The organism is Pseudomonas fluorescens (genome assembly GCF_000730425.1).
Lineage (GTDB): Bacteria > Pseudomonadota > Gammaproteobacteria > Pseudomonadales > Pseudomonadaceae > Aquipseudomonas > Aquipseudomonas fluorescens_X.
In genome coordinates this window covers 5560868-5580687 of the sequence record NZ_CP008896.1, presented here as the reverse complement: position 1 = coordinate 5580687, position 19820 = coordinate 5560868, and the positions used below count along the sequence as shown (strand labels likewise).

The 19820-nt window shown below is 61.6% G+C and carries 12 protein-coding genes; 5 read left to right on the top strand and 7 right to left on the bottom strand.

What is annotated here, in order from left to right; genetic code table 11:
- Window positions 1–18: 18 nt before the first annotated feature.
- Window positions 19–1077 (bottom strand): DUF2066 domain-containing protein, encoded by a 1059-nt coding sequence (locus HZ99_RS25025; protein ID WP_038446863.1) that lies wholly within the window; start codon window positions 1075–1077, stop codon window positions 19–21.
- Window positions 1078–1435: 358 nt separating this feature from the next.
- Between HZ99_RS25025 and purM the strand changes: the two genes are divergently transcribed.
- From purM to HZ99_RS25005, 4 genes are all read left to right on the top strand, one after another.
- Window positions 1436–2494 carry a phosphoribosylformylglycinamidine cyclo-ligase gene (purM, locus tag HZ99_RS25020; protein ID WP_038446861.1) on the top strand — a complete coding sequence of 353 codons (1059 nt, stop codon included), beginning with the start codon at window positions 1436–1438 and terminating at the stop codon, window positions 2492–2494.
- Window positions 2494–3144 carry a phosphoribosylglycinamide formyltransferase gene (purN, locus tag HZ99_RS25015; RefSeq protein ID WP_038446859.1) on the top strand — a complete coding sequence of 217 codons (651 nt, stop codon included), beginning with the start codon at window positions 2494–2496 and terminating at the stop codon, window positions 3142–3144. The genes purM and purN overlap by 1 nt, the downstream gene beginning before the upstream one ends.
- Window positions 3145–3152: 8 nt before the next feature.
- Window positions 3153–3866, top strand: a complete 714-nt coding sequence (locus tag HZ99_RS25010; RefSeq protein ID WP_038446857.1) for a DUF3108 domain-containing protein — start codon at window positions 3153–3155, stop codon at window positions 3864–3866.
- A 371-nt stretch (window positions 3867–4237) separates the two neighbouring features.
- The gene (locus tag HZ99_RS25005) at window positions 4238–4426 is read left to right on the top strand and encodes a hypothetical protein (RefSeq protein ID WP_038446854.1); all 189 of its coding nucleotides are present in this window, start codon (window positions 4238–4240) and stop codon (window positions 4424–4426) included.
- Window positions 4427–4520: 94 nt separating this feature from the next.
- On the opposite strand, the gene HZ99_RS25000 is transcribed toward HZ99_RS25005, so the two are convergent.
- The 6 genes from HZ99_RS25000 to HZ99_RS24975 form a co-directional block, all read right to left on the bottom strand.
- Window positions 4521–5066: a DUF2058 domain-containing protein gene (locus tag HZ99_RS25000; protein WP_038446852.1), complete on the bottom strand. Its 546-nt coding sequence runs from the start codon at window positions 5064–5066 to the stop codon at window positions 4521–4523.
- Between the two features lie 25 nt (window positions 5067–5091).
- Entirely contained in the window at window positions 5092–5925 is an 834-nt protein-coding gene (mazG, locus tag HZ99_RS24995) for a nucleoside triphosphate pyrophosphohydrolase (RefSeq protein WP_038446849.1), read from the bottom strand.
- A 151-nt stretch (window positions 5926–6076) separates the two neighbouring features.
- Window positions 6077–8320, bottom strand: coding sequence for a GTP diphosphokinase (gene relA / locus HZ99_RS24990; protein ID WP_038446847.1), 2244 nt, complete (start codon window positions 8318–8320; stop codon window positions 6077–6079).
- Window positions 8321–8439: 119 nt separating this feature from the next.
- The gene (gene rlmD / locus HZ99_RS24985) at window positions 8440–9792 is read right to left on the bottom strand and encodes a 23S rRNA (uracil(1939)-C(5))-methyltransferase RlmD (RefSeq protein WP_038446845.1); all 1353 of its coding nucleotides are present in this window, start codon (window positions 9790–9792) and stop codon (window positions 8440–8442) included.
- On the bottom strand, window positions 9792–10694 hold the full coding sequence (gene cysM, locus HZ99_RS24980; RefSeq protein ID WP_038446842.1) for a cysteine synthase CysM: 903 nt from the start codon (window positions 10692–10694) through the stop codon (window positions 9792–9794). Before cysM ends, rlmD begins: the two co-directional genes overlap by 1 nt.
- A gap of 154 nt (window positions 10695–10848) precedes the next feature.
- Window positions 10849–17979 carry a retention module-containing protein gene (locus HZ99_RS24975; protein ID WP_038446840.1) on the bottom strand — a complete coding sequence of 2377 codons (7131 nt, stop codon included), beginning with the start codon at window positions 17977–17979 and terminating at the stop codon, window positions 10849–10851.
- Window positions 17980–18455: 476 nt separating this feature from the next.
- Here HZ99_RS24975 and HZ99_RS24970 point away from each other — a divergent pair, with 476 nt between their 5' ends.
- The gene (locus HZ99_RS24970) at window positions 18456–19814 is read left to right on the top strand and encodes a TolC family outer membrane protein (protein ID WP_038446837.1); all 1359 of its coding nucleotides are present in this window, start codon (window positions 18456–18458) and stop codon (window positions 19812–19814) included.
- The last annotated feature ends 6 nt before the right edge of the window (window positions 19815–19820 follow it).

Genomic DNA, 19820 nt, shown 5'->3' with positions numbered 1-19820 from the left:
CTATATAAGGAAGAACATTTACCAACGAAAACGCAGTTGCGGCTCGGGCCCTGCCTGCGGCACCGGCGCAGGTGGCACGCCCTCGGCCACAGGCGGCTGCACGGGCGGTGCTGCAAGCGCCTCACCAGCCGGCACTTCCTGCAACTTCGCCAGGCTCAACTGGCTGCGCAGTTGATCGCTGCTGCCATTGACCCGATAAACGATCCGGTCGCCGTCCACCCGCTGCAACTGCGCTCCAAAAGGCTCCAGCAGATGGCCGAGGGCGGCGTAGCGTTCCAGCGTCATGCCCTGCACTTGCAGCAACTGCTCGCTGGAAACCCCGGCCTTTACCGCAAAGCGAGGCGCAAGACGCTCACTGACCGCCAGCAACACGGCATCGGCCAAGGCCGCAGTGTCTGCGCCCTGTACAGTGCCCTGCTCGGCCTTGTCACCCAGCCACAGGCGCCATTTGGCCTGCCATTGGCCCGCGTCTTCACGGGCATGCACCGCCAGCAAGGCGTCGGCACCGTAACGCTCGGAGGCCGAACGCAGGGGCGCCGGGTCTGCGCTTTCAAGATTAGGGGCAGTGGCAACGATCTGCTCATCGAGGTCACCCAGCGGCAGGCGCAGTGGCAACCCGCGATGCTGGGCTGCACGGCGCAACGGCTCGGCGACGGCCTGGCCATCCCCCACCAGACTGCTGCCTTCAGTGGAATCGCTCAGCCACCAGCCGAGGATCGAAGGCCGATTGTTGCCCCACAACGCAAGGCCAGCATCCCGCAGCGCGCGGTCGGTGCTGACCGGGTCGAAATCCACCTGCAGGCTTTCGGGCGGGCCGGCGTCGTAGCCGTACTGGCTGATGATCTGTTGCGGATCCTTGCGGATCGCTGCCAGGCCAGGGCTCTGGACGGCCTTGGCGTCACCGGTGAGGCGGATCACCAGGGTCTGCAGGGCGCGCTGGGTGGCTTGTTCGCGCTCATCGGGCGCCTGGCTGCTGACAGGCTCCAGCACTTGATAAAGGCCATTGAGGGTTTCGGCATGACTCGCCAGGCTGACCAACGACAAGCAGCCGACAAAAAAGTATCTACTCAGACCCATGAAAAAAGATTCCCGAACGACAAAAAAGCGGCTGGAACAGACCGCGTGAAGAAGGTTAAGCAAGGCTGTGACCACAGCGACCGGCAAAACATTCACAAGGCCCCGGTAAGTTTTCGTACTGTCATAACGATAGCGGGTTAAAGGCTATACCTTAATACAGGCGATCGTGGCGCCGATTAAGGTTTTTTTAGCACCATATGCCCCTGCCCGTCGGCACGAGGATGGCCGCTGCCCCTCAAGCCTGATAAAATCGCGCGCCTTCGCAGACCGTCAACGGCTGGGCGTCCTGAAGTGTTCAACTTCCGTACCCCCACCGCATCGGTCGTTACCCCTGAATCCCCCCCTAAAGGCCTGGATCATGAGCAAGCAACCCTCCCTGAGCTACAAGGACGCCGGTGTAGACATCGACGCCGGTGAAGCATTGGTCGAACGCATCAAGAGCGTCGCCAAGCGCACTGCGCGCCCCGAAGTCATGGGCGGCCTGGGCGGTTTCGGCGCCCTCTGCGAGATCCCGGCCGGCTACAAGCAGCCTGTACTGGTCTCCGGCACCGACGGCGTGGGCACCAAGCTGCGCCTGGCACTGACCCTGAACAAGCATGACACCATCGGCATCGACCTGGTGGCCATGTGCGTCAATGACCTGGTGGTGTGCGGCGCCGAGCCGTTGTTCTTCCTCGACTACTACGCCACCGGCAAGCTGAACGTGGAGACCGCTGCACAAGTGGTCACCGGTATCGGCGCTGGCTGCGAACTGTCCGGTTGCTCCCTGGTCGGCGGCGAAACCGCTGAAATGCCAGGCATGTACGAAGGCGAAGATTACGACCTGGCGGGGTTCTGCGTCGGCGTCGTGGAAAAAGCCGAGATCATCGACGGTTCCAAAGTGGCTGCCGGTGATGCCCTGCTGGCCCTGCCATCGTCCGGCCCGCACTCCAACGGCTACTCGCTGATCCGCAAGATCATCGAAGTCTCTGGCGCCGACATCGAGAACACCCAGCTCGACGGCAAGCCCTTGACCGACCTGCTGATGGCCCCGACCCGCATCTACGTCAAGCCGCTGCTCAAGCTGATCAAGGACACTGGCGCGGTCAAGGCCATGGCACACATCACCGGTGGCGGCCTGCTGGACAACATCCCGCGCGTCCTGCCAAAAGGCGCCCAGGCCATCGTCGACGTGGCCAGCTGGCAGCGCCCGGCGGTCTTCGACTGGCTGCAAGAGAAAGGCAACGTCAACGAGACCGAAATGCACCGCGTGCTGAACTGCGGCGTGGGCATGGTCATTTGCGTGGCTCAAGAGCACGTGGAAACCGCGCTGAACGTCCTGCGTGATGCGGGCGAGCAGCCTTGGGTCATTGGCCAGATCGCCACTGCCCCGGAAGGCGCAGCCCAGGTCGAACTGAAGAACCTCAAGGCTCATTGATGTCCCAGACCTGTGATGTCGTGGTGCTGCTTTCCGGCACCGGCAGTAACTTGCAGGCCCTGATCGACAGCACGCGCGCCGGCGACAGCCCGGTGCGTATCGCTGCGGTGATTTCCAACCGCAGCGACGCCTACGGCCTGCAACGCGCACGGGACGCGGGTATCGATACCCGCTACCTGGATCACAAGGCGTTCGACGGTCGCGAGGCCTTCGATACAGCCTTGACCGAACTGATCGACGCCTTCAATCCCAAGCTCGTGGTCCTCGCCGGTTTCATGCGCATTCTCAGCGCCGGTTTCGTGCGCCATTACCAGGGGCGCCTGCTGAATATCCACCCTTCCCTGCTGCCCAAATACAAAGGGTTACATACCCATCAACGGGCCCTTGAGGCCGCCGATACGGAGCACGGCTGCAGCGTGCACTTTGTCACCGAGGAACTCGATGGCGGGCCTCTGGTCGTACAGGCAGTAGTTCCGGTAGAGTCTGCGGACTCAGCGCAGAGCCTTGCGCAACGGGTTCACACCCAGGAACACAGGATTTACCCGCTGGCGGTTCGCTGGTTTGCCGAGGGACGCTTGGTGCTCGGTGAACAAGGCGCCATGTTGGACGGCCAGTTACTTGCGGCCAGCGGCCACTTGATTCGTACCTAGGAGATTTTATGCGTCGTGCCCTGCTCTTCGCTTTTGCTCTGCTTGCCCTGCCTACCGTGCATGCGGCAGATCTTCAGCCTTTCTCCGCCAGCTATACCGCCGACTGGAAGCAGTTGCCCATGAGCGGCCAGGCGTCCCGCAGCCTGGAAAACACCGGCAACGGCGTCTGGAAGCTCAGCTTCAAGGCTTCGATGATGATCGCCAGCCTGACGGAAGAAAGCACCCTGACCCTGGACAAGGACACCCTGCTGCCCCAGTCCTACCACTTTGAACGCGGCGGCCTGGGCAAAGCCAAGAAGGCCGACCTGGACTTCGACTGGACCGCCAAGATGGTCACCGGCACCGATCGCGGCGACGCGGTCAAGATCCCACTGAACCGTGGCATGGTCGATAAATCCACTTACCAGTTGGCCCTGCAACATGACGTGGCTGCCGGCAAGAAAACCATGAGCTACCAGGTGGTGGATGACGGCGAAGTCGAGACCTATGACTTCCGCGTACTGGGTTCCGAGAAAGTCGAGACCAAGGCCGGCAAGATCGACGCCATCAAGGTTGAGCGCGTGCGCGACCCAACGCAAAGCAAGCGCACCACCGTGATGTGGTTTGCCAAGGATTGGGAATACCTGCTGGTTCGCCTGCAACAAGTCGAAACCGACGGCAAGGAATACAACATCATGCTGTTGGACGGCACGGTCAATGGCAAGGTTGTGAAAGGCAGCTGATCGTTGCTTGATTGAAAGAGCCTCGCGAAATGCGGGGCTTTTTTTCGCCTGCGTTTTTTCAGGGCGGCTGATACCGCCATCGCCGGCAAGCCGGCTCCTACAGATGACCGCATTCCAAGGTGGGCGCTGGCTTGCCGGCGATAGCGGTGGGAGGCCCTCTACAAGACTAAAGCCTTACTCAAACATGAAACTTTTGTCATAAACCCCCAGCCTCTGCGACGCAACGTCACGGTTTCCAAGGCCTGGAGCATTGTTGCGTTTACTGCAATGAATTATTGCGCGAAAAGTCAGTTTACTTAGCAAGCTAACAAAATATATAACAAAGGCCTGCGACGCCTTGCCGCAGATCAACCAGAGACTGGAGCAAGCAGATGACTGTAAAAGTAACTGAACGCGACGATGACCATATGTCCCATGAAGCCTTGGCCCATGGCATTCATATCTGGGATGTGCACCAACAAGACCTGCTGGTCGGTATGTTTCACAACGAGTGCGATGCTCATAATTATAAAAACGAGCTCGAAACCCTTGAGATGAGACGCCAGGCATCCAGCTCCTGAACAGCTGAAGTCCTATAGCCACCCGGCCCACGCAGCCGCAGTGCCTATAAACACAAACCCCGCCTTCTGAGCGGGGTTTGTTGTTTTTAAAGCCTTACCACATCAGATCATCAGGGATCTGGTAGGCAGCATATGGATCATCCTCATCCGGCACCTGGGTCTCGGTGAGGATGTTGAGCTGGACGATACGCTCAGGCGCGCGCTCCTGGATTTTCAGCGCGGCCTCCCGCGGGATCACTTCATAACCGCCGCCGTGATGGACAATCGCCAACGAACCGTTGCTCAGCTTGTTGCGCATCAAGGTGTTGACTGACAGGCGCTTGACCTTCTTGTCGTCGACGAAGTTGTAGTAGTCCTCGGTGGTCAGCTTGGGCAGGCGCGAGGTCTCGATCAATTGCTTGACCTGCGCGGCACGGGCCTTGGCCTCGACCTTTTCCTGCTGCTGGCGGTTGAGCTCCTGGTCGCGCTTGACCTTTTCGGCCTGTGCTTCCAGGGCCAGGCGCTGCTGGGTGTCGTCGGCCTGGGCCTGGCCTTTGTGAACCAGGCGCTGCTGCTTCTGCTTGTCTTTGCCGACCTGCTTGGCCTGTTTCTGGTTGACCAGGCCTGCTTTGAGCAACTGGTCGCGAAGGGAAATGCTCATGGTGCTTACTCACTTAGGCAACTGCTCAACCGCAGTTGGACACATTCTTTTCCTGGCGTTTGGCTTCGCCCCATAGGGCGTCCAACTCTTCGAGGGTGCAATCTTCCATGGGACGGTGGGTGTCGCGCAATGCCTGTTCGATAAATCGGAATCGCCTTTCGAATTTGGCATTGGCGCCGCGCAGGGCGGTTTCCGGGTCCACCTTGAGGTGCCGGGCCAGGTTGACCGCTGCAAACAGCAGGTCACCGACTTCATCGGCAATCGCGGCCAGATCGTTGTCGGCCATGGCTTCGAGCACTTCATCGAGCTCTTCACGCACGTTATCCACCACCGGCAACGCCGCAGGCCAGTCGAAACCGACCTGGCTGGCGCGCTTTTGCAATTTAGCCGCGCGGGACAGGGACGGCAAGGCGCTGGGCACATCATCGAGCAAGGACAGTTGCTGCGGGGCGTCGGATTTCTCTGCGCGCTCCTGGGCCTTGATCTGTTCCCAGCGCTCCTTGACCTGCTCTTCGCTTAACCGGGGAGTATCCAGCGGCGCATACAGGTCGCCGGTGGGGAACACATGGGGATGCCGACGAATCAGCTTACGGGTGATGCTGTCGACCACCCCGGCAAACTCGAAGCGCCCCTCTTCCCGGGCCAACTGGCTGTAATACACCACCTGGAACAACAGGTCGCCCAACTCCCCTTGCAGATGATCAAAATCCCCGCGCTCGATGGCATCGGCGACTTCGTAGGCTTCTTCCAGGGTGTGGGGCACGATGCTGGCGTAGGTTTGCTTGATGTCCCACGGGCAACCATATTGTGGGTCGCGCAGGCGATTCATCAGGTGCAGCAGGTCTTCAAGTGAATACATCGGTCAATCTCTGTTCGGGGAGCGCTGAGGATCAAATGTGGGAGCGGACTTGCTCGCGATGGCGTTGTGTCAGTCGCCGAATAAATTGACTGATCCAGCGCTTTCGCGAGCAAGCCCGCTCCCACATTTTAGACCGCGCTCATCCAGCGATTTATGGCGTGCGGTTGCGCCGGGTCTCGATGATGTTCGGCAACTGGGAGATACGCCCCAGCAACCGTCCCAACGCGTCCAGCCCCGGAATCTCGATGGTCAGGGACATCAACGCAGTGTTGTCCTCCTTGTTCGAGCGGGTGTTGACCGCCAGTACGTTGATCCGCTCGTTGAGCAACACTTGCGAGACATCACGCAGCAACCCCGAGCGATCGTAGGCACGAATGATGATGTCCACCGGATAGGTGAGCACCGGTACCGGGCCCCAGCTGACCTGGATGATCCGCTCCGGCTCGCGCCCGCCCAGTTGCAGCACCGAGGCACAATCCTGGCGGTGAATGCTCACCCCACGCCCCTGGGTGATGTAGCCGACGATCGCGTCGCCCGGCAACGGCTGGCAGCAGCCGGCCATCTGGGTCATCAGGTTGCCCACACCCTGGATCTGGATATCGCCGCGCTTGCCTGGCTTATAGCCGGTAGCCTTGCGAGGAATCAGCTCCAGTTGCTCGCTGCCGCGCTCCGGCTCTACCAGTTGCTGGGCCAGGTTGACCAATTGCGCCAGGCGCAGGTCACCGGCCCCCAGGGCGGCGAACATGTCTTCGGCAATCTTCATATTGGCCTTTTCGGCCAACTTGTCGAAATCCACCTGGGGCAGGCCCAGGCGCCCCAGCTCACGTTCGAGCAGGGTCTTGCCGGCGGCCACGTTCTGGTCCCGTGCCTGCAGCTTGAACCAGTGGACAATCTTCGCCCGTGCCCGCGATGTGGTGATGTAGCCCAGGTTCGGGTTCAGCCAGTCGCGGCTCGGCGTGCCGTGCTTGCTGGTGATGATCTCGACCTGTTCACCGGTCTGCAGGCTGTAGTTGAGCGGTACGATGCGCCCGTTGATCTTGGCGCCACGGCAGTTGTGGCCGATCTCGGTGTGCACACGGTAAGCAAAGTCCAACGGTGTCGCGCCCTTGGGCAAGTCGATGGCATGGCCATCGGGGGTGAAGATATAGACCCGGTCGGGCTCGATATCCACCCGCAGCTGCTCGGCCAGGCCGCCGATATCGCCCAGTTCTTCGTGCCATTCCAGCACTTGGCGCAGCCAGGAGATTTTCTCTTCGTACTGGTTGGAGCCGGCCTTGACGTCGGTACCCTTGTAGCGCCAGTGCGCGCAAACCCCCAGTTCGGCTTCTTCGTGCATGGCGTGGGTGCGGATCTGCACTTCCAGCACCTTGCCCTCGGGGCCGATCACTGCGGTATGCAGCGAGCGGTAGCCGTTTTCCTTGGGGTTGGCGATGTAGTCGTCGAACTCCTTGGGAATATGCCGCCACAAGGTGTGGACGATGCCCAGCGCGGTGTAGCAATCGCGCATTTCCGGCACCAGCACGCGCACCGCGCGCACGTCGTAGATCTGGCTGAAAGCCAGGCCCTTGCGCTGCATTTTGCGCCAGATCGAATAGATGTGCTTGGCCCGGCCACTGATATCGGCTTCGACGCCGGTGGCCTGCAACTCCGAACGCAGCTGGCCCATCACATCGCTGATAAAACGCTCACGGTCCAGCCGCCGCTCATGCAGCAGGGTCGCGATCTGTTTGTATTGGTCCGGTTCCAGGTAGCGGAAGGACAGGTCCTCCAGCTCCCACTTGATATGGCCGATCCCCAGGCGATGCGCCAGGGGCGCGTAGATGTCGAAGACCTCGCGGGCAACACGGTTGCGCTTTTCGTCATCGGCGGTTTTCACCGCACGAATCGCGCAGGTGCGTTCGGCCAGCTTGATCAAGGCGACGCGCACGTCGTCGACCATCGCCACCAGCATCTTGCGCAGGTTTTCCACCTGGCCCTGGGTGCCCAGCACCATCGACTGGCGCGGGCTGAGGCTGGCGCTGATCGCAGCCATCCGCAACACGCCGTCGATCAGCTTGGCCACCACCGCGCCGAAACGCTGGCTGACCAGCGGCAATGCGATATGCCCTTCGCGCACGCCGCGATAGAGCACCGCGGCGATCAGCGAATCCTGGTCCAGCTTGAGGTCGGCGAGGATCTCGGCGATTTCAAGCCCGGTACGAAAACTGGATGTTCCTTCAGCCCACAGGTTCTTGGCCGCATTGTCTTGCTGTTCTGCCTCGCGAGCGAACTCGCAGGCGGCTTTCAAGGCTTCACGGTCCAGTGCCGGATCGACACTGACGGCATGATCCAGCCATGCCTCGAGATTGATACTGCCGTCGGTGTTGATCGGCTGGTGTGCTCTCACCTGTACCATCTTGCTTACCTTCCCTACGACGCACTGTAGCGCGTCAAAATCGCTGACCCTTGTAACGCGAACTCCCTGGCAGGTCACAGGCCCTGGAGAACGCAGGCCAGTCGGACTAAGCGAGCATCCTAGCTCGCCTCAAATAACGCCATCGCCTCGACATGCGCAGTCTGCGGAAACATATCGAGGATCCCGGCACGTTTTAGCCGGTAGCCTTGTTTGACCAACTCGACAGTGTCCCGCGCCAGCGTGGCTGGATTGCAGGACACATACACCAGGCGATCAGCCCCCAGAGTGGCGAGCTTGCGCACAACCTCCAGGGCACCATCGCGGGGTGGGTCCAAGAGTACCGCACAAAAGCCTGCTTTGGCCCATTGCGCATCACTCAAAGGCTGGGACAAATCGGCCTGAAAAAACTGCACATTATGCAAATCATTGCTCGCTGCATTCACAGCCGCGCGGTCCACCATCGCCTGCACGCCTTCTACCGCCACCACTTCGCGCACCTGGCGCGCCAGGGGCAAGGCAAAGTTGCCCAGGCCACAGAACAGGTCCAGAACCCGTTCGTCGGATCGCGGTGCCAGCCAATCCAGTGCCTGGGCCACCATCGCCTCGTTGACCCCGGCATTGACCTGCATAAAATCTCCCGGCCGATAAGCCAGCTCCAGGTCCCACTGCTGCAGACGATAGCCCAGGGCCTGCCCGGCCGCGAACGGCTGCGGCTCGCCCTCTCCATGCAGCCACAACTGGGCGTCATGGAAAGCGCAGAACTCTTGCAGCACCAACAGGTCGGCATCCGACAGGGGCGCCATATGCCGCAGCAACACGGCAATCGACGAGCCACTGAACAGCTCCACATGCCCCAGGGCCTGAGGCTTGCTCAGGCGCCGCAACATATTGGGCAGGCGCTGCATGATCGGTTGCAAGGCCTGTACCAGCACCGGGCAATCATCGATGGCCACAATGTCCTGGCTGGCCACGGCACGAAAACCCACGTCCAGGTGCTTGGCCTTGACGTCATAGCGCACGGCCACTCGGGCCCGGCGGCGATAGCCGAACTCGGGCCCGCTCAACGGCGCTGCCCATTCCTGGGGCTCGACCCCGGCAACACGGGACAATTGCTCGGCGAGCATGCGCTGTTTCAGGGCAAGCTGTTCGTCATGGGGCAAGTGTTGCAGGCTGCAACCGCCACAACGGCCCACATGGGCGCACGGCGCCGGGCGGCGCAGTTCGCTGCCCTTGAATACCCGTTCGGTACGGGCCTCGACCACTTTGCCATGGGCCCCCAGCACCCGCGCCTCGACCTCTTCACCGGCCAGGGCGCCCACGACAAACCAGGTACGGCCTTCGAAAAACACGATCCCCCGGCCATCGTTGGCCAGGCGCTCGATGGTCAGGCGCTGCTTCTTGCCGACCGGGATTTGTGGCGCCCGATTACCGCCCGTTGGCTGGAAACGCAGGCCTCGCTCTTGCTTGGCCATCAGTTGGGCGCGTCGAAAATGCCGGTCGACAGGTAGCGGTCGCCTCGGTCACAGATGATCGCGACGATCACCGCGTTTTCCAGTTCTGCAGACAAGCGCAACATGCCGGCCACGGCACCACCGGAGGACACGCCGCAGAAGATGCCTTCTTCACGGGCCAGGCGACGGGTGGTGTCTTCGGCTTCACGCTGGGCCATGTCGATGATGCGATCGACGCGGGCAGCGTTGTAGATCTTTGGCAGGTACTCCTGGGGCCAGCGGCGAATTCCAGGGATCGCTGCGCCTTCCATCGGCTGCAGGCCAACGATCTGGATCGCCGGGTTCTGCTCCTTGAGGTAGCGCGAGTTGCCCATGATAGTGCCGGTGGTGCCCATGGAGCTGACGAAATGGGTAATCGTGCCCTGGGTCTGGCGCCAGATCTCGGGGCCGGTGCTGGTGTAGTGCGCCTCGGGGTTGTCACCGTTGGCAAACTGGTCCAGGACCTGGCCGCGGCCTTCGGCGGCCATGCGCTCGGCAAGATCGCGTGCGCCTTCCATGCCTTCTTCCGGGGTGACCAGCAACAGCTCGGCACCATAGGCGGTCATCGCCGCCTTGCGCTCGGCGCTGCCGTTGTCGGGCATGATCAGGATCATCTTGTAGCCCTTGATCGCCGCGGCCATGGCCAGGGCAATCCCGGTATTGCCGGACGTGGCTTCGATCAGGGTGTCACCAGGCTTGATCTGCCCACGCAATTCGGCACGCGTGATCATCGACAACGCCGGGCGGTCCTTGACCGAGCCTGCCGGGTTATTCCCCTCAAGCTTGAGCAACAAGGTATTGCTGGTGTTACCCGCCATGCGTTGCAAGCGGACCAGGGGTGTGTTGCCGACGCAATCGGCGATGGTTGGGTACTGCAAGGTCATGGCGTATTCGCAATCCAGACTGCGGGGGCGCCTATCATACCGGCAAACGCGGGCGGGCCATATCACGCAAAGTGCGATGCTTATAACTCAATGAACTAACACCCCCAAAACACCCGTAGGAGCCAGCTTGCCGGCTCCTACAGACGTGATCAGGTCAGACCGTATCCACCTTCAACGAATGGTCGTTGAGCATCCCATTGATAATCGTCGCCGTATCCGCCCCGCTCGCAATCAAGCCGCCCGCTCCCGGTGTAACACCGTAGTGGGTCGCCAGGTTGACCCCGGCCAGGTCGATGGTCTGGGTCGGCGTGGCACCCGCCACGGCGCTGATGTCGATGGTGGTTGTGCCGCCCACCACCTTGAACTGCAGGTAGTCATCCAGGGACGCCGCCGTCCCATTCTCCCCTTGCAGTAACTGCGACAGGTCCAGCTTGTCGGTGCCCACGGCAAAGTCGGTGATGACGTCGTGCCCGCTGTTGCCGGTCAGGTATTGGAAAGTATCGGCACCCGCGCCACCGGTCAGGGTGTTATTGCCCGGACCACCGATCAGGATGTCATCACCGCCCTCGCCCTTGAGGGTGTCATTGCCCAGCCCGCCCGAGATCAGGTTGTTACTGCCATCGCCCGTCAGCACGTCATTGAAGTTGGAACCGATCAGGTTTTCCAGGGCCAGCAATGTATCGGTCCCGGCCCCCCCGGTGACTTGTGAAGTCGCCAGACCAAGGTTGACGGTCACGCCTGCCGTGGCATGGGCATAGCTGACGGTATCGATGCCCGCACCGCCATCAAGCAAGTCATTGCCAATGCCGCTGAACAACAGGTCATTGCCATTGCCGCCGTGCATTTCGTTGTTGCCGCTACCGGCAGTCAACACGTCGTTGCCATCGCCGCCATTGAGGATGTTGTTACCCGCCCCGGCCATGAGGATGTCATCGCCATTGGTCCCGGTCAGGGTGCTGCCGGCCTGGTAGGTGATATCCACGGCGGCGCTGTCGCTGCCGCCGTGGTTATCGCTGACCGAGTAATTGCCGTGGTAGTCCGGCGTAAAGTCCTGGGCACCGGCGTAGTTGATCTTCATGGTCAACTGATAGTTTTCGGCGTTATTGACTCCGCCGCCTGTGGGGTTGGTGACGTTGGTGAGATGAATCTGATAGGTGCCGTCCGTCAGCGCATTCAGGGTCGTGCCATCCGCGATGGTGATCTCGGCGCCGCCATTGATCGAATAGGCCATGATGACGTTGCCGAGCGCCAGGTTGTGATCCAGATTCAGGGTTTCACCCGCCTTGAGGCTGACGGTGATGCGGTCTTCGGCATTCGCGCTACCGACCGTGCCAAGATTGCCGCTGACCACGAGCAATGCGGTCATGGCCGCCGTGTTGCCGGCAAAGGAGGTGCGCACATCCGCAAGGGTCGTGCTGTTGGGGTTGGTGAACGATCGGGCACCCGAGCCGGTAAAACTGACACCCTTGGTGGCCATCCAGCCGGTCGCGAAGCTGGTGGGAATGGCCGTCAGGGTGTCATGGTTGGCATCGCTGTCATTGGCCAGCAACAGCTCGCCAGGCACCACAATGTTGCCCGCCAGGATGTTGGTGATCACATGGTCATCCCCGGCCACCGGTGCTGCGTTCGGGTTGACCTTGACCACCAGGCTGGAAGTGGCGAGATCGCCGTCGTTGTCACTGACGGTCACCCCGAAGTTTTCGGTGATCAATGAGCCTGTCAGCTTCGGCGGTGTGTAGCGGAACTCGCCGTTGTCCATGTCCACCACCAGTGTGCCACCCTGGTTGGTGGTGATGGTGACGCTGTTGCTGACGGTATCGAACGTGCCATGGCCGCCCGGCAGGTTGGCGCTCATCGAGCCCCCCGCTGCCGGGTTGTAGGTGTAGGTGATGCCATCCACGGTGAGGGATTTGACGAAGCCGCCATCGGCGCCAAACGTGCCGTCCGTCAGCAGGCTGCCGGTGACCGGTGCGCCCTGCACCGTGCCGGCCAGCACCGCGTCCAGGCCTGCAAGGTTGGCCACCACCACCGCGTTGGTGTTGGTGTGGGTACTGCCGTCATAGGCCACAGGGTCCAGGTAAATACTGTTGACACCCGCGCCCAGGCCAATGGCATAGGCCTTGATGCCGTTGGCATCGAGGAAGGCCCGCCATACGCCTTCTTCAGTGGCGTCGATACCGTCGCCGAATTCCGGGTTGACCACGTTGCCGGGGTTGTTCGGGTTATTGGTGTTGGACGTGGTGGGGTTACCGTCCGAGAAGAAGTACGCCACGTTCTGCGCGCCCTCCAGCTTGCCGGCGGTGCCATAGGCGGTCTGCGCGGTGCCGAGGGCCGAGTCGTAATTGGTGCCATTGAAAGCGGTGAGGCCGTTGACCAGGGTCTTGGCCGTGGCGACGCTGACCCACTGGCTGCTCAATTGTTGCGAGCTGTCGTTGAAGGTCACGATCTGCACCTTCACATCCCCCATCTCGTCATAGCGGTTAAGCAGCTCGACGATGGATGCCTTGGCCAGGTCAAGCCGCGTTCCGCCGGCCCCTGACAGCTCGTTCATGCTGCCGGAAATATCGACGATCAACAGCAGGTTGGAGTCCACCTCCGTCGCCGTGACTTCACGTGCACTGGACGCCACTTGGGGGACGTCATCGACAATGCTCACCACGATGGTGCTGGTGGTGGTATTGCCCAGTTGGTCCGTGACCTTGTAGGCAAAGGTATCGGTCATGAGGTTTGGCCCATCGTTACTGCTGGGCAGGGTTTTCGGTGCCGACGTCAGAGTGTAGGTGTAGGTACCGTTGGCGTTGAGCAGGATCTGCCCGTAGTTGCCGGTGGCACTGCCGACCAGGCTGAAACTCAGCGGGCCGCTGCCACCACTGGCCGCATCCGCGAGGTTGCCGCTGGCGGTTTCGGTGGTGGCGGTAGGGTCGCTACCGACCACCGTGCCAGGTGCCAGGTCCTGGCCATCCAGGTTCAGGTCCAGGGCTTTTTCGTAGACCGTGACATCGCCATCGGTCAGCGCTTTCAGGCCACTGTCGGTCACCGTAATCGTCAGGGTCGTGGTGCTAATATCACCGTCGGCATCGCGAACGGTATAGACGAACGTATCCGTCGCACCCGGTGGCGTCACCGCGTTGGGATAGCTGTGATACACCGCATTGCCGTTCGCATCCAGGGTCAGGTAACCGAAGGCGCCGTTGACATTGCCGCCCAGGCCGCCACTGGCCGGCGTGCCGATAGTGCTCCCTGCCCGCACACCCACGACCGCCCCGGCCAACGTGGGGCTGTCAGCCCCGCCCACGTCATTGCCCAACACATTGACGCTGACCACACCGCCCTCGATCACCGTACGCACATCGGGGTTGGCAGTGGGTATGTCGTCGACAATCGTGATGTCGATCACCCCTGTCGCGGTACTGGTGTCGTTATCGCTGGCGGTGACGGTGATGTGCTCGACCAGGTTATTGGCATCGCCCCCCGTAGGGTGTGCCTCATTGTCGAGCAAGGTATAGCGGTAGCTGACCACCCCGGTGATGGGGTTGTAGCCGGTCACCGTAAAGGTGTTGCCCAGGAGCGTACCTTCCGACAGCGGGAAGGTGGCGACCACGCCATTGGCCACCACATTCAGACCACCGACCGTGAGATTTTTCAAACCGTCCAGGGCGGTGACCGTAAAGGTACCGGTCTGGGTCAGGGCCGGGATGTTCGGGCTGGAACCGTCGCCAAGGTTCTTCTCATAGACGGTCAACTCGCCACCGGTGAGGTCCAGGCCGGTCAGCACCACCGGATCGTCGTTGTTATGCACCTGCAAGACGAGGTTGGCAGTGCTGGTGTCGCCGTCGCTGTCGTTGAGTTGGTAGGTGAAGGTTTCAGTGCCGTTGCCCCCGCCATTCAGGGCGATAAATTGTGGGTCGGTTTTGTCCAGGGTGTAGACATAGCTGCCGTCGGCAAACAGTTGCAACGTGCCGTAGGTGCCGACAATCGTGTTCGGCGTGACGGGCCCCGTGGCGATGCGGTCTGCGCCTTGCACGTCATTGCCCAGCACGCTGCCGCTCAGGGTGAGTTGGCTTTCAGAGGCAATACCCGCCGGGTTGTCGTCGACCGCCTTGGGCACATCGTCGACCACACTTACGTCCAGGGAGCCCGTAGCGCTGCTGTTGTTGCTGTCGGTGGCGGTCACCGTAAACGACTCGCTGATGCTATTGGCATCCGCGCCGGTTGGGTGGCTGTCGGTGCCGTTGAGGGTGTAGCGGTAGCTGATCACGCCGGTGCTGGCGTTGTAGCCGGTGATAGTCAGGGTATTGCCCAAGCCAGTAGGCTCCGATTGCGGGAACGTCGCGGCGACGCCGTTGGTGACGACACTGATACCGCCCACCGTGAGGTTCTTCAGGCCGTCCAATGCAGTCACCGTAAAAGTACCGGATTGGGTCAACGCAGGCCCATCGACAGCGCTGCCCAGTGGCAGGTTTTTCTCGTAGACCGTGACTTCCCCGCCATTCACTTCCAGGCCGGTCAGCACCACCGGATCGTCGTTGTTATGCACCTGCAAGACGAGGTTGGCAGTGCTGGTGTCGCCGTCGCTGTCGTTGAGTTGGTAGGTGAAGGTTTCAGTGCCGTTGCCCCCGCCATTCAGGGCGATAAATTGTGGGTCGGTTTTGTCCAGGGTGTAGACATAGCTGCCGTCGGCAAACAGTTGCAACGTGCCGTAGGTGCCGACAATCGTGTTCGGCGTGACGGGCCCCGTGGCGATGCGGTCTGCGCCTTGCACGTCATTGCCCAGCACGCTGCCGCTCAGGGTGAGCTGGCTTTCAGAGGCAATACCCGCCGGGCTGTCATCGACCGCCTTGGGCACATCGTCGACCACACTCACGTCCAGGGAGCCCGTAGCGCTGCTGTTGTTGCTGTCGGTGGCGGTCACCGTAAACGACTCGCTGATGCTATTGGCATCCGCGCCGGTTGGGTGGCTGTCGGTGCCGTTGAGGGTGTAGCGGTAGCTGATCACGCCGGTGCTGGCGTTGTAGCCGGTGATGGTCAGGGTATTGCCCAAGCCAGTAGGCTCCGATTGCGGGAACGTCGCGGCGACGCCGTTGGTGACGACACTGATACCGCCCACCGTGAGGTTCTTCAGGCCGTCCAATGCAGCCACCGTAAAAGTGCCGGATTGGGTCAACGCAGGCCCATCGACAGCGCTGCCCAGTGGCAGGTTTTTCTCGTAGACCGTGACTTCCCCGCCATTCACTTCCAGGCCGGTCAGCACCACCGGATCGTCGTTGTTATGCACCTGCAAGACGAGGTTGGCAGTGCTGGTGTCGCCGTCGGCATCCGTCAAGGTGTAGGTAAACGTCTCCGTCCCATTCCCGCCACCGTGCAACGCCAGGAAGTCGCTGTCGGCAGGGTTCAGCGTGTACACATAAGTGCCATCCGCGGCCAATTCCAGCGTGCCATACAGCCCCGTGAAGGAGCCCGGCGTCACCGGCCCGGACGCCACCCGATCTGCGCCTTGCACGTCATTGGTCAACACCGTGCCGCTGAGGATCAGCAGGCTTTCGGACGCCACTTGCGCATTGTTGTCATCGGCGGCCGTCGGCACATCGTCCACCACACTGATATGCAGGGTGCCCGTGGCCGAGCTGTTGTTGGTGTCGCTGGCGATCACGCTGAAGCTTTCGGTCAGCTCATTCACCCCACCCGCGGACGGGTGCGCCTCGGTGTCGGTCAAGGTGTAGCTGTAGCTGATCACCCCGGTGGCCGGGTCAAAGCCGGTGATGGTCAGGGTATTGCCCAGGCCTGTGGCGATCGATTGCGGGAAGCCGGCGACAACACCGCCGGACACTACGTTGATGCCCCCCACAGACAGGTTCTGCAAACCGTCCACTGCTGACACGGTCAGGCTGGCGCTGCGGGTCAGCGCGCCCGCGTCGGGGCTGCTGCCGTCCACCAGGTTTTTTTCAAAGAGGGTCAGATCGGCGCCATTCACGCTGATGCCACCGATCACCACAGGGTCGTCGTTGTTGTGGACTTGCAGCACCAGATTGGCGGTGCTGGTGTCGCCATCGGCATCGGTCAGGGTATAGGTAAAGGTTTCCGTGCCATTGCCGCCGCCCTGCAGCGCCACAAAATCCGGGTCGCCGGTATTCAGCGTATAGGTGTAGCTGCCATCGGCCGCCAGGACCAGAGTGCCATATTGGCCAGTGAACGTCCCCCCCGTGATCGGGCCACTGGCGACGCGGTCGGCGCCCTGGGTGTCGTTGTCCAGAACATTGCCACTGAGGGTCAACAGGCTCTCCGAGGCACTGCCTTCATGGCTGTCATTCACCGCCTTGGGCACGTCATCGATGAGGGTGATATCCAGCGAGCCGGTGGCCGTGTCGTTATCGCTATCGGTGGCGACCACCGCAAATTGCTCGCTCAGGCTGTTGGCGCCGCCACCTGACGGATGGGCCTCATTGCCGGCCAAGGTGTAGCTGTAGCTGATCACCCCGGTGGCAGCGTTGTAGCCGGTGATGCTCAGGGTGTTGCCCAGCCCGGTGGTGATCGTTTGCGCAAAGCCGCTGGCCACCCCGCCGCTGACCACGATGATGCCGCCCACGGTCAGGCTTTGCAGGCCATCGGGCGCCGAAACGCTAAAGGTGCCGCTCTGCACCAGCGCCGCCGGATTGCTGGCCGAGCCTTGGGCAAGATTGGCCTCGTTGAGAGTGAGTTCGCCCCCCTCGACCTCCAGCCCGCCCAGGCTCACCGGGTTGTCGGGAGGCACTACCACGGGCTGGCCGTTGCCGGTATCCGGCTGCCCGGCGACCTGGAACAACGGAAACTCGGGAATCGCGCCAAAGCCTGCCGTGGGAAAGCCAATGACCGGCTCCACACGCCCGGCAACTTCGGTCAGCAGAACAAAGGAGTGCCCACCGCCCAACTCGCCTGCCGCCGTACTGCCGGGCTGGCCGGCGGCCGTCGCTTCAGCCGTCTGGGTCGGGCCGACACCTGCGGCAATCGCTTTTTGCAGTTGCTGCACATCGGTCAACTGCGCCTGGCTTGGCGCAAGGTCTTCGGCCCCATGAATCTGCGGCGCCTGGCCAGCCAGCAATTGCGGGGAAAGGCCCAGGCTGCTGTCGCGCCCCAGGGTCAGCTCATGGCCGTTGGTCAGTTGCACCGCCACCGCACCGGCCGCGCCAGTCTGCAGTTGCTCGCCGGCAAACAGTCGGTCGCCTTCGATCAGGCTCCGGCGACTGCCATCTCCCGCCACGGCAAAGACTTCCCCAACCACCTTGCTGACAACACCGATTAACTTGGCCATGTGCTTATCTCCCTGTCCGACCCCAGTAGTCGGCACCTCGGTTGCGTGCGCAAGTGCAGTGGATCGGGTGAACCGGGCCTCCCAGGGACGTGGCACAAAACTGATTCAAATCAGCCGCCAACCCGAGCTTCAAGCCGCTTGCAGAGAGCGCTCAAAAGGGTCAAGTGACAAAAAACCGTCACTTTTAAATCCCCTATTCTCCTCTGCCCCACCCTCCGCCTGCACATGCGATTGAACTTTCACAAAGCCGAAAAGTGCGCCAAAGCGCACATAACTCAAGGCTTGTGCTTTGAACAATGTCTTGCTTCACGCAGAACGCATAAGTTTTTTTGGACATAACCATTATGAAAAATCCTTCTTAGCTCCTCTCCCAAATGTTCTTAGCTCTGTTGTTACAAGCCTGAGACGGTTTGCCCCCTTAAATTCGTCAAATAAATGGCGACAGACCAGTACCACTGACACCGGGAGATGTACCCATGCGCGTCTTTACCCCCCTCTGCAGCGCGATTCTGATCGCCATGGCCTGCACCAACACCCAAGCGATGTCGCTGACCCAAGCGATCCAAAGCACGCTGGACACCCACCCGGAACTGAATGCCAGCCGTAACAGCCGGCTTTCGGCCGATGAAGATGTGAAAGTCGCCAGGGGCGGCTTCTACCCCAGCCTCGACCTCAATGCTGCCTATGGCCGCGGCTACAGCGACAACAGCACCACCCGCGCCCGGGGTGGCAACCACCACACCGAGACCGACAACTACACCCAGTCGGAACTGCGCCTGCGCCAGATGCTGTTCGACGGTTTCAACACCTCCAACGAAGTGCAGCGCACGGGAGCTGTGGTCAACTCCCGCGCCTATTACACCCGTGGCACCGCCGAAAGCCTGGCGTTGCGCACCGTCGAGGTGTACCTGGAAGTGCTCAAGCGCCGCGACCTGCTGACCCTGGCCAAGAACAACCTGCAGGCACACCTGCGGGTCAATGATCAGATCGGCCTGCGCACCGAGCGCGGCATTGGCAGCACCGCCGACCGCGACCAGTCCACCGCCCGCCGGGCCCTGGCAGACAACAACTACCAGACCGCCCTGGTCGACCTGCAAGACGCCGAATCGAACTTCTATAGCGTGGTCGGGCGCATGCCGGACGAACTGGAAAGCCCGGCCTCGATCAAGGGTGAGTTGCCCGCCGACCAGCTCGGCGCCCGGCGCAGCATGCTGGAGAACAACCCCTACCTGAAGTCCGCCCAGTCCGATGTGATGGCCGCCGAAAGCCAGTATGAAGTGGCCAAGTCGCCGTTCTATCCACGCTTCGATGCCGAGGCTGCCGTGGGCGCCAATAATAATGTGCAGGGCGACCTGGGCCACGACAATGAATGGCGGGTGGGTGTGGTGATGAACTACAACCTGTTCCGCGGCGGCAGCGACAAGGCCCGGTTGGCGTCGGACTCGCACAAGATCAACCAGGCCATGGACATCCGCAACAACGCCCTGCGCATGCTCAACGAGAACCTCAACCTGGCCTGGCACGCCATGGACAACGCGCGCATCCAGACCCCCACGGCCCGCGAATACGCCGAAACCACCCAACGGGTACGCGCGGCCTACCAGGACCAGTTCGGCCTTGGCCAGCGCACCCTGCTGGACCTGTTGGACAGTGAAAACGAGCTGTACAACGCCAACCGGCGCTACACCGAAGTGCGCTACACCGAAGAGTTCTCCATGTACCGCGTGCTGGCCAACATGGGCGAGTTGCTGAACAAAGAACGCGTGGTGGTGCCGGCCGAAGCCATTGCCCAGTCGCAAGTCAGAAGCGAAGCCCACTTGCCTGACCTGAAGTAGCCAACG

What these genes read in the sequence shown, in the direction of transcription:
- mazG (WP_038446849.1), bottom strand. Translation starts at nt 5,925, where the DNA reads ATGTATTCACTTGAAGACCTGCTGCACCTGATGAATCGCCTGCGCGAC.
- HZ99_RS24970 (WP_038446837.1), top strand. Translation starts at nt 18,456, where the DNA reads ATGCGCGTCTTTACCCCCCTCTGCAGCGCGATTCTGATCGCCATGGCC.
- relA (WP_038446847.1), bottom strand. Translation starts at nt 8,320, where the DNA reads ATGGTACAGGTGAGAGCACACCAGCCGATCAACACCGACGGCAGTATC.
- cysM (WP_038446842.1), bottom strand. Translation starts at nt 10,694, where the DNA reads ATGACCTTGCAGTACCCAACCATCGCCGATTGCGTCGGCAACACACCC.
- HZ99_RS25005 (WP_038446854.1), top strand. Translation starts at nt 4,238, where the DNA reads ATGACTGTAAAAGTAACTGAACGCGACGATGACCATATGTCCCATGAA.
- rlmD (WP_038446845.1), bottom strand. Translation starts at nt 9,792, where the DNA reads ATGGCCAAGCAAGAGCGAGGCCTGCGTTTCCAGCCAACGGGCGGTAAT.
- HZ99_RS25025 (WP_038446863.1), bottom strand. Translation starts at nt 1,077, where the DNA reads ATGGGTCTGAGTAGATACTTTTTTGTCGGCTGCTTGTCGTTGGTCAGC.
- HZ99_RS25010 (WP_038446857.1), top strand. Translation starts at nt 3,153, where the DNA reads ATGCGTCGTGCCCTGCTCTTCGCTTTTGCTCTGCTTGCCCTGCCTACC.
- purN (WP_038446859.1), top strand. Translation starts at nt 2,494, where the DNA reads ATGTCCCAGACCTGTGATGTCGTGGTGCTGCTTTCCGGCACCGGCAGT.
- HZ99_RS24975 (WP_038446840.1), bottom strand. Translation starts at nt 17,979, where the DNA reads ATGGCCAAGTTAATCGGTGTTGTCAGCAAGGTGGTTGGGGAAGTCTTT.
- HZ99_RS25000 (WP_038446852.1), bottom strand. Translation starts at nt 5,066, where the DNA reads ATGAGCATTTCCCTTCGCGACCAGTTGCTCAAAGCAGGCCTGGTCAAC.
- purM (WP_038446861.1), top strand. Translation starts at nt 1,436, where the DNA reads ATGAGCAAGCAACCCTCCCTGAGCTACAAGGACGCCGGTGTAGACATC.